This window comes from Undibacterium sp. Tian12W, from assembly GCF_049339405.1.
Classification (GTDB): Bacteria; Pseudomonadota; Gammaproteobacteria; order Burkholderiales; family Burkholderiaceae_D; genus Undibacterium.
In genome coordinates, this window is sequence record NZ_JBMPPK010000018.1 from 82,229 (window position 1) to 96,690 (window position 14,462).

Here is a 14,462-nt window from a genome sequence, read left to right on the forward strand (position 1 = left end):
ATTGAATAGATACGTCGATGAGGATGTGTATTGTATTTCAATATTCTTTGGCAAAAAGGGTTTTAACGTCCTCCCTATATTTCCTTGTCATATAAAGTAAAACTGGAAATCAGCGCCAGTAAAATTGCGATAAAAAACGGAATTAAAGATATATAGATGCATGTAAAGCGACATTAGATGGGAATTACAGATTTTTCACTGAGGAAAAAGTAAAATCTGAAGGAGCCCCCATGTAACAGATGTAAAACATGTCATTCAGCTGACATTTTTCTTGACGCTGCAAACCGCACTTGCGTACACTCACACGATTCTGCAATCCACGTCGACTATGGTCGATTAGACAATTCATTGCCTATGAAACGATTCCGACTACACTCTCCAAGCATATTGACCGCCGCTCTGTTAGCTGGCCTGGCTCCACAAATATGTCTTGCAGATGCAATCCCCCCGGTTTTCTCGCTGGTATCAGCACCAGAAACCACCAACGCAGTACAAGCCGCCACCAATCCAGTCATTCCGCAGGAATTGCCTCCTGAAGCAGCCGTCATTCCCATAGATGACAAAGCCGCAGATTTATGGGAACGGGTACGTGCCGGTTACGCCATCCCTGATCTTGAAAACCAGTTGGTCACCAATCAACTGGCCTGGTATGGCACCCGTACTGAATATATCTTGCGTACTGTACAGCGTGGTTCACGCTATCTGTATCATGTGGTCGAAGAGCTGGAAAAACGCGGCATGCCCACTGAGCTGGCCCTGCTGCCCTTCATAGAATCCGCTTTTAATCCTCAAGCCATTTCCACTGCCAAAGCAACCGGCATGTGGCAGTTCATGGCAGCGACAGGCCGTGACTTCAACCTAAAGCAAACCATGTTCAAGGATGACAGGCGCGGCGTCGTCGACTCTACCGATGCCGCCCTGAATTACCTGGAAAAACTGTATGGCATGTTCGGCGACTGGCAACTAGCGCTGGCAGCCTATAACTGGGGCGAAGGCTCGGTGCAACGTGCCATCAAGAAACAGCAGGCGCAAGGCTTGCCGATAGACTTCCAGAGCCTGTCGGTGCATATGCCAAATGAGACTAAAAATTACCTGCCAAAACTGCAGGCAGTTAAAAACATCATTGGCCATCCTGAGCAATTCAATCTGGCGCTGCCCAAGCTTGATAATCAGCCCTACTTTGTCTCGGTTGAAAAAACCCGCGATATCGACGTGCGCGTTGCTGCCCAACTGGCAGAGCTGCCACTCGATGAATTTACCGCACTGAACCCGCAATTCAGCCGCCCTGTTATTACAGGTGGTACAGGCACAAAAATTTTGCTGCCTACGGATAATGCTGCCCTGTTCAAAGAAAATCTGAACAAATGGCAAGGTCCATTGTCGAGTTGGTCTGCTCACACCGTACAAAAAACCGAACGTGTAGAAGCGCTGGCAAGCAAACTCGGGCTCAAGCCGGAAGTAGTGCGCGAAGTGAATTTCATTCCCGCAAAAATGATGGTCAGGGCGGGCTCGACCTTGTTGGTACCAAAGTCAACCAAGGCGCCAGACAATGATATCTCGCTGGAAATTGCAGAAAAAGCGCAACTGGTCATAGAAAAAACTTCTACCCGTCAAGTCAGTTACAAGGTCAGCAAGCACGACAATCTGGCCGCAATCGCCAAACGCTTCCGCGTCAGCGTTGCAGAATTGAAGACCTGGAATCACCTGAAACGTGAAAATGTCGCCCACGGCCAGACTCTGCACATACAGACTCCTATCGTCACTCAAGTCAACCAGACCAATTTGCTGGCAGCAGCAGGTAGCCGCCGCACTGCACCAACACCTAAAGTCACCCATCACACAGCAGCACCTGCACGTCATGGCAAGACTTTGCTTGCCAACCTGAAACTGGGCAAGAAAAAACATAGTTAATCAGGTCCCCTGGATAGGGTCGCCCGAACAGGCTCACCCAAATCGGGTGAGCAGTTCAAGCTGATATTTCCAACGTAAAATGAGCAGCCCTCACATGTGAATGTGGGGGCTGCTCATTTCTACAGACTTCCATACAATATCGCAGGCAAGTAGATCTGGCTGCAAGTGCCAGTAATAGCCAGCACCATACTTTGCACCACCTGCAATCAGCTCTTGCACAACCTATAGAATCTTGATGACAACCTTGCCTTTTGCCCGTCCACTTTCGACATAAGCCACCGCTTCATTACTGGCTTCAAATGGAAAAACCTTGTCTATGACTGGACGTATTGCCCCGGCATCGATGAGAGTAGTAATTTCACGCAATTGCCTGCCATGCGCTCTCATGAACAGGAAAGAGTAACTTATATCGCGCCATCCAGATTTTCTCCGCACACCAAAGCTTAGCAGGCGCATGATTAATTTCACGAACCAGGGAGCACCAATTTCTTCTGCAAACGCTACATCTGGCGGCCCGGAAATTGAAATGAGTTTCCCACCAGGTTTTAGTATCTGCAATGATTTTTCCAGCGTCTTTGCATCCTGGCTATTCAATACCACATCGTAATCGTGCAAGATTTTTTCGAAATCGTCTTTCCTGTAATCGATCACGACATCTGCGCCCAAGCTTTTCACCAGATCAATATTCGCAGCACTGGTTGTGGTGGCGACGAATGCTCCAAGGTGTTTCGCCAATTGAATTGCAAATGTCCCTACGCCACCTGAACCAGCCTGGATGAATACCTTTTGCCCTGGTTTCACATTGGCTTTTTCAACCAGCGCCTGCCATGCCGTCAAACCTACCAGCGGGATGGATGCAGCTTCTTCCATGCTCAGTGATGCCGGCTTCATCGCCAGCGAATCTTCCTTGATAGCGATAAATTCTGCAAAGGCGCCGATCCTGAAGTCATCTGGCCTGGCGTAAACCTCATCACCCAGCTTGAACTGCCGCACTTTGGAACCCACTTTAACGACGACTCCGGCAACATCATGACCCAGGATGAGTGGCAAGCGATAAGGCAGGATGAGCTTAAATTCACCATCCCGTATCTTCGCATCCAGCAGGTTGACTGCTGCTGCATGAACCTGCACCAGGACTTCATTTTCCCCTGTCTCAGGAACTGGCATCTGGCCAATTCGCAGCGCACTCTTTTTTTGGTAGCGATCGACAATGACAGCCTTCATCATGATTGTGCCTCCAATTTGTTTACAATAATTATCGGGAAAAATCTGCTTGCTAACTGTTGATGTGATCTGGCAGCTTCATGCAATTCCTGCGCAAGAAACAAGACATAAAAACCGCAACTATGCTTCTAGCCTCAGATCTTTCCGTATCCCTGCATCCATCATGCCGTCCGGTGCAAATGTGCGCAGCAAGCGCAAGCGTTTCGCCAGATTGCCTGCGGTGTAACGCAATTTGGGATGCTGCACACTGGCAGCCCTCAATACAGCCTCCGCCACGACCCCGGGTCCCTCAGCTGTTTCCATTACTTCTTTAATTCTCTTATTCACTGTAGCGCGAATTTCACGATACTCCTCCATCTTGGTGTCGGGCTCCAGCATGTTCGCGTCGAATGCGGTCCTGGTGTATGCAGGCTCTATCACTGTGACGCGAATACCTCTGGTGCGCAGTTCATGGTCCAGGGATTCGGAGTAAGCTTCGACCGCATGCTTGGTCGCAGCGTACAAAGCTCCATAAGGCATGGGCAAAAAACCCAGTACCGAGCCTATGTTAATAATGCGACCCACCCCCTGGCGTCGCATGTGCGGCACGACTGCCTGCGTTACCCGCAGTAGCCCGAAAAAATTGGTATCGAAAATTGCCTGTGCCTGCGCGATCGAGACCTCTTCTGCCCCGGCAGGAGCTATGCCTATTCCGGCATTATTGACAAGCAAGTCTATACGTCCGCTCAAACGCACGACTTCACTGACAGCTGTCGCCACAGACTCATCGCTGGTCACATCCAGTGACAGCATCTCAAAGGATCGCTCACCTTTTGCTGCCCCGCGCCTGCTGGTACCGTAAACCTTGTAACCAGCTTTAACCAGTCTCTCGGCAGTAGCTGCACCTATACCCTGCGAAGCGCCTGTCACGAGTGCTATTTTGATACTCATCATATTCTCCAATCTATATGGGGCAAGCATTTAATGAATGGTAATGCTTAGATTTAACATTAAAATATGATAATCATCATATTTTATAAAAACAAAAAACCCGTGGACATCGACGGGAATTAATTTCCAGAGGGGATGAGTTTTTCCCGTGCGGCCGCAAGAAAGCTTTCAGACAACCTGGGGTCATCAACAGCCCGCGCCATCAGCATGGTGCCGACCATGGTAGCAATCATCATCAGCGCCTTTTCGTGTGCACCTGGCTGCCCCCAGTCTGGCAACTGGCGTGCAACTACGTCTATCATTTCCTTGATGCGACGGGTAGCCGCACGCCGCACCTCCGGTGCCTGCCTGGGCATCTCGGAACCCAGAGCGCTCACAGGGCAGCCGGTCTCTATACTATCGAAATGCTCTTGCGACAAATAAGCCTGTACCAGAGCCTGCAATGCCTGCTCCGGTGGCACGGCAGCAGCGATCCGGGCAGAAACTGCCACCGCTTCTGCTCCCGCCCTGTCAGCAGCCTCTGCCAGCAATGCTTCGCGTGAGGCAAAGTGACTATAAAAACCGCCGTGCGTCAAACCGGCTTCTTTCATGAGGTCAGCGACACCAGTGCCATCATAACCACTACGCCGTATTGCACGCGCAGCAACTTCAACGATGCGCTCGTGCGTCATTTCTTTGCGACTCGCGCCTTTTAGTTTTGATGAATTATTTCCCATGATGGTCATCATATACCATTTTGGAACAAGATGCTGAACTGCTCTCAAAAAGGCCTGAGCATCAACTCGCAGAAGGTGGGTAGCCTGCACAACTTGCCTGGTGAAGAGCAACCTCAAGCAATCAGATTGACAAGGCCAGATGCATCACGCTTGAAGAATTGCTAATAACTGCTTATAACTGCTTATCAATGACATACAAAAAAAGGGCTCCAGCTTTCGCTGGAACCCTCTGTCAAACCAAGCAAATTAAGTTATCAGTATCTGATCAGAAACTGTAACCCAGAGCAACACCGAATACAACGGGGCGGAAATCGATCGAGGTTTTGCGCTCGATACTGCCTGTCGTTGCTGTCATATCGGATTTGACTTTGGCAGCTGCAATAGAAGCACTGACAAACCAGCGGTCATTGAAATGGTAATTGACACCTACCTGCCCCGCCAAACCAACGGAATCTTTCAATTCAATTTTTGTTGGCCCGCCAGTAGCGATATTACCTACAGCAGTTGATTTGGCATCAAAGAACTGCGTGTAATTCAAACCAAGACCAACGAACGGACGGAATGCATCAGTCGGTGCGCCAAAATTGTAATTGAGGAAGAAAGTAGGTGCGCGTTGTTTGACCTTGGAAATCACACCATAAGGTGCCAACGTGCCACGACCTGTCACTTCATGCTCAGGCGGGATACCAGCAACGAAATCAAAATCCAGATGATCATTGATACGGCGGGTGTAACCAAATACGACCGTAGTTGCATTCTGGACGACCAGGCCTGCTGGCTGTGGTGTCAGAAATGCCGGGCCATTGCTGGTAAAGTCCGGTGATTCAGAATGCACCTGAACATTGAGAACACCTGCACGCACAGAATTTTCATAGGCATGAGCAGAAGAAACGCAAGCCAGACCAAACAGTGCGCTGACGGCGAAATGAATTTTTTTCATGGAGTCGTCCTTTCTTATTTAGCCAAAACTTGTTGGAAGAACGCGCGGGATACAGCGTTACAGAACGGTGGCACCAGAGTACCGTGGTACTGGCTGGCAACTGCTGTCGTTGGATCTACTTTGGCAGCAATCGCAGCATTGATTGCTGCCTGCTTGCTTTGTGCAAAGCCAACTTTAGCTGCAGCAAATGGATCAGCTGCGCTGGTTGGGGAAGAATCGACGTCCAATACTGTCAGCGCTGCTGCTGGCAAGCCTTTAGCCTGGAAGAAGCCTGCTGTTGCCTGTGTGCTTGCGAAGAACACGGTAGGATCGCCGTTACCACCGCACAGGAACACTGGTACGTTAGGTACATAGTTACGCAAGTCGTTTTTTACGCCAGCCTTACGGAAAGGATTGGCAGGAGTACAGTTCAAAGGATCCGCAGGATTGACGTTGCAAGGATTTTTCTGTGCATCAGCCAGATAGGTATTGCGATAGCTGGTTTTCACCAGGTTACCGTCACCAAAGAAGGCTGCAAATGCAGGAGATGATGGACCTGGCAAAGAGTCTTTGGCAAACATCGCATACGCTGGCAATTTACCAGTCGTGAACAGGTCATTGAAAGTCAATGCGCCTGGCAACAGTGTTTCTATGCCGGTAGCGTATTTGTCTTCATAGATTTCGTTCGGGCTGGAATACAAACCACCGTAGGATTTTTGCCAGCTAGTGGTGATCAGCGGGATAAATACCGTGCCACCTGCATTCGGGCTACCAGCAAAAGTGGCATCACCCAGCAAGGACATAGCATACGGACCGGACATACCAGCCAATGCGCTTACCTTGAATTCGGATGCGTAAGTTGTCTGCATCGCGCGTTGCGTTGCCATGGCAACGTGACCACCTTGAGAATAGCCACTGATGACCAGCTTGCCAGAATCCTGCGCGCCGATAGTCGCGAAAGCCTTGCGTGCAGCACGCAGGGAATCAACCATGTCATTGGCTTGCTGTTCAGCATTCAGGTAAGGATGATAAGTCAGTGCAGAAGTGTCGTAGCCAGCATAGTTAGGTGCAACCACGATAAAACCTTGTGCGGCATACATGGCTGCCATCAAAATGGCTTCCGAGTTGTCACGCAGGTTGGCCATGTTGAAGGATTTTTCTACTGTCGTGCCGTGGGCATACAGAATAACTGGGCGTGGGCCTGTACATGCAGGATCGCTGCCAGATGGAACCATGATGGCGCCAGTTGCGTCAGTCGCTTCATTAGCGCCACCGACTGTGGTGTATTTCATGTAGTAAGTGCTGATTTCGCACTTGGGAGCACCAGTGATTTGTGTCAAACCTGGTTTGGCAGCATCCAGAGAAGCTTTGAAAACGACCGGATCAAGCTTGGTCAATGCCGGGCCACTTGCCTGAGGAATAGGCACCAGTACAGGTGGGTTAGCGACCAGAGTGCCGCGGGCAGGTGTGTTATCGATGACTGGACCAGCACTACCGCCGCCACCGCAAGCCGTTAAAACGGCAGCAGAAAGCAGACCCAGTGCTATGTGAGTTTGACGCATTGTTGTCTCCTGTTAAGTATTTTTTTGCAAGTCAGTAGATTTAACCAGTACCACATAAAATGGAACGAGCGTTCTAAAACTTAGCAAACAGTATGTCATTTACGCAATTTGGTGAATAGCGAAAATTTCACATCTAGAGTAAACACTCTTAAAAATTTAGCCTGAACTTGCCCCAAAGATTTTCCATGCGGGGCAAATACAACACTCTTAAAAAATCAGTGAAAAAGAGATCTCGCAGGCTTCTCTTTTTCCGGGCGGCAAGTATACCTTTTTCGATACGCAAATGCCTGCTTCAAGATAGAATTTTTTTGCTTTAATCCTGCACCACGGGCACAGCTGCGGTCACTGGTGCTGGTTCACGTGCTGGTTCACGTGCTGGTTCAAGCGCTGGTTCACGATAAGCAAAATAAGCTTTCGCCTTTTTGCCGAGATTATCCAGATAAGTATAGGCGATAGGCACTACCAGCAAAGTCAGCAGCGTCGATGTAATGATGCCGCCTATCACTGCCCGGCCCATTGGCGCCTGGGTTTCTGCACCATCGCTAATCCCCATGGCCATGGGCAGCATACCAAATATCATCGCCAGCGTTGTCATCATGATGGGGCGCAAGCGCACCTGCCCGGCAGCCAACACGGCATCAAACTGGCTCATGCCTTGCTTTTGCGCCTGGTTGATAAAATCAACCAGCAAGATCGCATTCTTGGTCACCAGGCCCATGAGCATGATGAAGCCGATGATGGAGAAAATATTCAGGGTGCTGCCAGTAATCAGCAAAGCCAGCAACACACCGATCAATGAAAACGGCAAGGCCGTCATGATCGCCAGTGGTTGCAGGAAGCTGCCGAATTGCGAAGCCAGAATCAGGTAAATAAAGATCACCGCGATACCCAGCGCTGCCACGGCAGCCTGGAAAGACTCTTGCATTTCCCTGGTCTGCCCACCGATATCAAAGCGGTAGCCTGGCGGCAGCTCTATGGTCTTCACCAGTTTTTGCACTTCAGCACCTACGTCACCGGCTGGACGGCCTTCGACGTTGGCATAGATCGCTGCCCGGCGTTGCAAGTCCTGACGCTTGATGACGCGCGGGCTGGTACTGGGAATAAATTGCACCACCTGACGCAAAGGCACCATCATGGGTTTGCCGTTTGCATCGATCTTGCTACTCGCGAGCGACAGGTCACCCAGGTCAGAAATTTTTTGCCTGCCTGATTTGGGCAATTGCACATTGATTTCATAATTCTGGCCATCCGGCGCCAGCCATTGGCCCAGCGTGTCGCCCGCAACAAAGGGGCGTAGTGCGGCGCCTATCTGCTGCACTGACAAGCCCAGGTCGTTTGCCAGCTCATTATTGACCTTCACCAGGACAGTAGGGTTAGCGCCTGTCAGGCTGCTCTCCAGATCGGCAATACCTTTGATGCCCGCCATTTTTTTCATGACACTATCGATAACGTCCTGCAACTTGTCCGCATCGGGGCCGAGTATCGCAACATAGATAGGCTTGTCGAAACCTACTGCCATTTCTATGCCGGGTATGCTTTTCAGACGCTCACGTATTTGCATCTCCATCTGCTTTTGTGATTTGCGATGGCTGATGCGCTTTTCACTGAGCTTCATATTGATTTGTGCAGTATTTCTTTCATTCTCAATACCGACTGAGGTGTTGATAGTCTGGATGTCCTTCATTTCCTTCAAAACAGCCTCAACCTGGTGAGTTTTATCGTCGGTATATTGCAGACTGGAGCCGACCGGAGTTTTCAGATTGATCGTGATCTGGCCTTCATCTGCCTCAGGTACAAATTCAGTACCTATCATGGGCACCAGAAAAAAACTGCCTGCAAATAAAGAAGTCGCCAGCAGCAAGGTGGTTTTACGTTTGCGCAAAACCAGTTGCAGCAACTTGCCATAAATGACGTGCAGTTTTTCTATGCCATGTTCTATGGCATTCATGAATTTGGCCAGCCATGGCAGACGTTTGAAACGGTCTTGCTCAGGATCACGCCATACTGATGACAACATGGGGTCTAGCGTAAAACTGACAAACAGCGATACCAGCACGGCCACGGTCACGGTAATGCCGAACTGGAAAAAGAACTTGCCTATCATGCCCTGCATGAAAGCCACGGGCACGAACACGGCGACGATGGCAAAGGTAGTCGCCATGACCGCCAGGCCAATTTCATTGGTGCCATCTTCTGCCGCCTGCTTGTGCCCCTTACCCATGCCCAGGTGTCGGACTATGTTTTCCCGCACGACTATCGCATCATCAATCAGCAAACCTATGCAGAGTGACAGCGCCATCATGGTCAAAAAATTCAGGGTAAAGCCAAAGGCCTTGAGTGCAATAAAAGTCGCAATCACCGAGATAGGCAGGGTCAGGCCAGTGATGATGGTACTGCGCCAGGAATGCAGGAACAGGAAAACAATCAACACCGTCAGACCCGCACCTTCGAGTATGGTTTCTTTGACGCCGTCGAGGGAATGCCTGACAAAGTCAGCATTGTTTTCGCTGATGGTCATTTGCACGTCTTTGGGCAGGCGCGTCTTGAGATCGGCAATCGCCTCCATAATGCCATCGCCTACCTCAACAATATTGGCATCCTGTATGCGGCTGATCGCGACCGCAACGGACCTTTGTCCATTCACGCGTGAGATGGAATATTCTTCCTTCTCACCATCCTGCACTTCTGCAATCTGCTCCAGATAGACAGGTGCGCCAGCACGGCGGGCGACGATGACTTTATTGAAGCCACGGGTGTCCGCTATCTTGGCTTCCAGCCTGACCAGTTGATCTTGCGAACCACGCGTGATCAAACCTGCCGGCATGTTTTGATTGGTGCTTTGTATCGCAGCCAATACTTCATTGACGCCTATATGGTTTGCTGCCATGCGGTCAGGCAAAAGCTTGACCTGCACCTGGCGCACGACAGCACCACGCACATCGACCCTGCCCACACCTGGCACGCTTTGCAATTTCTTGACGATGATCTGGTCAGTTATATTCGACAAATCACGCAAGCTGCGCTCACCAGAACTGATCGCCATTTGCACGACCGGGCGGCCATTACCATCACCGCCCTTGACGATGAAAGGGTCTTTCACATCACGCGGGAAGCCAGGGCGTATCTGGGCCACTTTGTCGCGCACTTCCTGCAAGACCTTGTCGCCATTGACCGACAACTGGAACTCTATCCAGATGCCAGCCCTGCCCTCATACGAACTGGCCATGATGCGCTTGACGCCACTGATGGTATTGACGACATTTTCTACCGGTTTGGTAATGTCATTCTCAACAATTTCTGGCGAAGCGCCCGGGTAAAGCACTTCCATCCAGACACCGGGCGACTCAACATTGGGCATGTTTTCCAGGCCCAGACCCCTGTATGAAAAGATACCGAGCACCATCAGGCCTATCATGACCATGGTGGCAAACACCGGGTTTTGTATACTGACTTTGGTCATCCACATGGCTCAGACCTTCGATGCTGGAACGGGCTTGGGCATCTTCACCTTGCTACCGGATTTGACACCATCAAGACGGGAAGAAATCAGCACGGCACCGGCATCCAGCCCCTGCACTATTTGCACTTTGCCTTCGTCTTCACTGCGCAAACCCAGTTTGACGGTTTGCATTTTCACCTGATCATTAATGATTTGATAGACCACATCAGCACCATTAACCTGGCGCACGGCTGTCAGCGGCACGGTCGTGGCTGGTGCTGATTTTTCCAGCACAAGATTGCCCTTGGCGAACATGCCACCCCGCAATGCTGCGTCTGCATTATCGACGGCGATGTATACCATCATGGAACGTGAGCCTGTTTCTGTCGCTGGGTTGATGCGCGCTACTTTGCCGACGAATTCGCGCTTGCCAAAACCATCGACCTGGAACGCGACTTTTTGCCCTGTCCTGACCCGGGGGATTTCACTTGCGGGTACTTGCGCTTCCAGCGTCATGTGGCTGAGATTGACGATGCTGTACAGGGCAGTATCTGGTGATACTTTTTCACCTGCCTGCACATGGCGCTTGCTGATGTAACCATCCAGCGGCGAACGGACTTGCGTGTCTGCCAGCGCCAGTTGTGCCACCTGCTTTTGCGACAATGCCGACTTCAGGCTGGCCTGTGCCAGCTCCAGCCCATTGTGGGTAGTGTCGTAGGCATTTTGTGAAATATAGTTTTGTTTCAACAAGGTTTCGTTGGACAGCCGGTTCTTTTGCGCCAGCGCCAGCCTGGCTTGGGCTTCATCCACTGCAGCTTCTTGCGTTGTCAGGCGCGCATGCAAGTCGGCAGCGGTAAAGCGGGCAATGATCTGGCCTTTTTGTACTGCCATGCCCTCTTGTAGGGAAGCATCGGCAACTTCAGCAATCACCTTGGCACGCACGGTGACCTGGCTGTCAGGCACCAGCGAACCAGAAATGGGCAATTGCGTTGTCAATTCTTTGAGTTCTGCGCTGGCGATATCTGCAGCCGCCAATTCATACACCACTTCCTTGTCGGCCTGTTTTTTTTCATTGGTACTGGCTTGCGCAGTCATTTTGCTGGAATAGAACATCCAGAGACCACTGCAAATTGCCAGTGCAACAACGGTCATGACGGGAGTACGCCATTGAATCTGACCCTGGGCATTACGAAAGCGAAATTTGTTTTGCATGATGAAGATATTCCAGTGTATTTGCGCTATATCCGCTCTGCCGCCAGGCAGGCCAGACTTTGTTTAGCGATTTGACTAATACATAGAGGATAAGTTCATCCAATAATAGTACAAAAAATAGTGCAAAATTGACCAAAAAAAAGAGCCCGGCTTAGTGGGCTCTGATTTGGTTTTGATTTGGCTTTGATTTCGTGGCGTGATTTGCAAACTTAACTTGCAGTATTCGCAGACTTGCCTTTATCCAGCCAGGCATCCAAAGACAACTTGCCGGGTCCAAAGCTGACCAGTACCAATAACAAGATTCCCCAATAAAAGTGAGAATTGATTGCCGCTGGACATTCCAGTTCAAACAACTGCGGGTAGGAAATCACTGCCATTAGATTAACGGCAAACAAAGCCAGTGCTGCCGGGCGGGAAAATATACCCAGTACCAGCAAGACAGGCAAAACCAACTCCCCACCCGCCCCCATCCAGGCTGCCAGTTCAGGCGGTATGATGGGAACCATGTATTCTTCACGGAACAAGGACAGGGTAGATTGCCAGTCCGCTATTTTCACCTGACCTGCCTTGAAAAACTGCCAGCCCACATATAGCCGGAGTGCCAGACAGAGGGCTGAGCCGCCCCAGACATTGAGCTTGTCATCAAAACGGGTGCTCAGGCGATGAAAGTATTGCAGGGTGTTATACATAGAAATTCTCCAATTAGTCTCCTGCAACTTAGTCTGTCTGCTGATGGATTCCTTACAGCTGATCTTCAGGGAATTTGAAATTGGCAAATAATCCGTTGGCAAACCAGGATTGTAATTGGGCATTGATATCAAATTCACTGTCTGTATCAAGTGCAATTTCCAGCGCAGTACCCAGGTTGCTGCCCTGCTGCAAAGCAGTCAACGCTAAAAAGCTGGCCTTGCTGATTCCCTGTAATTCAACCGACCATTGCAGCCTGCTGACAAGTCCATGACAAGTCTGCCTGATATTTTCCGGGAAACTGGCCTCAGTATCTGTCTGATGTGCAAGCCAGATAGCGACACTATCCAGTTCAGCAGCATATAGACTGGCTGCAGGATGAAACAACAGCCGCACAGTCTGTACATCTTGCCCCGATGCAGCCACTGCCTGTAGCAGGTCTGTCAGGCTGAGAGCTTCTGCATCAGCAGCATAATAGGCACAATGTATCTGCCACTCCAGCGCGGCGACATCAGAAAAATAAGGGTAATCTGCGGCATCAGGTATGGTTTTCAGGAATGCAGCAAGCTTTGCGCCAAACTGATTCAGGTCACCCGATTCTGACGGAAAGGCACGGCCAAACACGCGCACCAGTTGTTCAAAGTAATCTTCACCCACCAATTGATACAGAACGGGAAAAGCGTTTTTCAATGCCGATGTCCAGATCGCAGTCAGGTTGCCGCGGTATAAGGCCAGCCTGTCATCCTGATGGGGATGAGCATTAAACAAGGTAGCGGTCTGTGCTGCAGAGGATGGCTGCAATAATGCCTGGGCAAATTGTGACTGAATCTCCGAGAGCGAAAGCGCATCCATAGCGGCATCAATCTGCGTACTCATCAGGCTGCCGCTATCTCTTGCGATGGCGCCGGTATTGGCGTTGGCCTTGGCGTTGTTGCCAGAATTTGCCTGGCTTTATGTGCCTCACCCAACAACACGGAAAAATCCGGGATTGCCGTATCCCACTCTATTAATACGGGTATGCCGGCAGGCAGCATCTGCGTTGCCTGCGTAAACAATGCCCACACCGGATCTGCAACCTGGCTGCCATGATCGTCGACCAGACAAATATCGGTTTGCAAGTGCCCTGCCAGATGGATTTCACCTATCGCACCAACTGGCAAACCCGCCATGACGCGCAAAGCCTGCTGCGCATCTTCACCGTGATTGTGTTGGTTCACATACAGATTATTAATGTCGAGCAAAATGCCACAGCCGGTACGGCTGACCAGCGCAGCAAGGAATTCTGCTTCCGACATATCGTCCTGGGCAAAGCGCAAATACGTCGAGACATTTTCTATCAAGACCTGTCTTTGCAAACGCGACTGCAGTTCATCGACGCGCTGGCATACCAGATCGAGGGCGCTTTGCATCAGTGGCAAAGGCAAAAGATCATTCAAATGCCTGCCAGCGATGGCTCCCCAGCAAAGGTGCTCAGAAACCAGTGCAGGTTCCGTGCGTTCTATCAAACGCTGCAAGCGTGAGATATGCAGATCAGAATAGCCTTGGGCTGACCCCAGCCCCATGCCCACACCGTGCAGACTTAAAGGGTAATCCTGGCGCAAAGTTTGCAGTACATGCAAATCATAGCCGCCATCACCAAAATAATTTTCTGAATGCACCTCCAGCCAGTCGGCGGGTGCAGGTACCAACGCTGTTGCAGGTGTATTCAGAAAATCACGGTAGTGCTGAGTGCGCAAACCCACACCTACCCCTTGCAGGGCAGGCGTGGGTTCATTGTTTTTGCGAGCCGTATCAGTCAAAAGAAATCAGCCACGATAAAACGGCCCATCAACATAACAAATTTTTAAATTAAAACTTAAGGC

Annotated in this window: 11 protein-coding genes; 1 reads left to right on the plus strand and 10 read right to left on the minus strand. The window is 50.4% G+C overall.

Features of this window, described 5'->3' with window-relative positions; all coding sequences use genetic code 11:
* Nucleotides 1–354: 354 nt before the first annotated feature.
* Nucleotides 355–1,911 carry a transglycosylase SLT domain-containing protein gene (locus ACO0LI_RS21915; protein ID WP_423035241.1) on the plus strand — a complete coding sequence of 519 codons (1,557 nt, stop codon included), beginning with the start codon at nt 355–357 and terminating at the stop codon, nt 1,909–1,911.
* 222 nt (nt 1,912–2,133) lie between these two features.
* Here ACO0LI_RS21915 and ACO0LI_RS21920 read toward each other — a convergent pair whose 3' ends face one another.
* From ACO0LI_RS21920 to ACO0LI_RS21965, 10 genes are all read right to left on the minus strand, one after another.
* Nucleotides 2,134–3,135 carry an NADP-dependent oxidoreductase gene (locus ACO0LI_RS21920; protein WP_423035329.1) on the minus strand — a complete coding sequence of 334 codons (1,002 nt, stop codon included), beginning with the start codon at nt 3,133–3,135 and terminating at the stop codon, nt 2,134–2,136.
* A gap of 120 nt (nt 3,136–3,255) precedes the next feature.
* Nucleotides 3,256–4,065 carry an oxidoreductase gene (locus ACO0LI_RS21925; protein WP_423035243.1) on the minus strand — a complete coding sequence of 270 codons (810 nt, stop codon included), beginning with the start codon at nt 4,063–4,065 and terminating at the stop codon, nt 3,256–3,258.
* Nucleotides 4,066–4,184: 119 nt separating this feature from the next.
* A complete protein-coding gene (locus ACO0LI_RS21930; protein ID WP_423035245.1) occupies nt 4,185–4,793 on the minus strand; it encodes a TetR/AcrR family transcriptional regulator in 609 nt (202 codons plus the stop codon).
* Between the two features lie 253 nt (nt 4,794–5,046).
* Nucleotides 5,047–5,721, minus strand: a complete 675-nt coding sequence (locus ACO0LI_RS21935; protein ID WP_422950573.1) for an OmpW/AlkL family protein — start codon at nt 5,719–5,721, stop codon at nt 5,047–5,049.
* A gap of 14 nt (nt 5,722–5,735) precedes the next feature.
* Complete coding sequence (locus tag ACO0LI_RS21940) at nt 5,736–7,262, minus strand: alpha/beta hydrolase (RefSeq protein WP_423035247.1); 1,527 nt, start codon at nt 7,260–7,262, stop codon at nt 5,736–5,738.
* 313 nt (nt 7,263–7,575) lie between these two features.
* The gene (locus tag ACO0LI_RS21945) at nt 7,576–10,728 is read right to left on the minus strand and encodes an efflux RND transporter permease subunit (protein WP_423035249.1); all 3,153 of its coding nucleotides are present in this window, start codon (nt 10,726–10,728) and stop codon (nt 7,576–7,578) included.
* 3 nt (nt 10,729–10,731) lie between these two features.
* Nucleotides 10,732–11,913, minus strand: coding sequence for an efflux RND transporter periplasmic adaptor subunit (locus ACO0LI_RS21950; protein ID WP_423035251.1), 1,182 nt, complete (start codon nt 11,911–11,913; stop codon nt 10,732–10,734).
* Nucleotides 11,914–12,122: 209 nt separating this feature from the next.
* Nucleotides 12,123–12,602, minus strand: coding sequence for a DoxX family protein (locus tag ACO0LI_RS21955; RefSeq protein WP_423035253.1), 480 nt, complete (start codon nt 12,600–12,602; stop codon nt 12,123–12,125).
* 52 nt (nt 12,603–12,654) lie between these two features.
* Nucleotides 12,655–13,476, minus strand: a complete 822-nt coding sequence (locus ACO0LI_RS21960; RefSeq protein ID WP_423035255.1) for a putative DNA-binding domain-containing protein — start codon at nt 13,474–13,476, stop codon at nt 12,655–12,657.
* Nucleotides 13,476–14,399 (minus strand): DUF692 domain-containing protein, encoded by a 924-nt coding sequence (locus ACO0LI_RS21965; protein WP_422950579.1) that lies wholly within the window; start codon nt 14,397–14,399, stop codon nt 13,476–13,478. Before ACO0LI_RS21965 ends, ACO0LI_RS21960 begins: the two co-directional genes overlap by 1 nt.
* Nucleotides 14,400–14,462 lie beyond the last annotated feature (63 nt).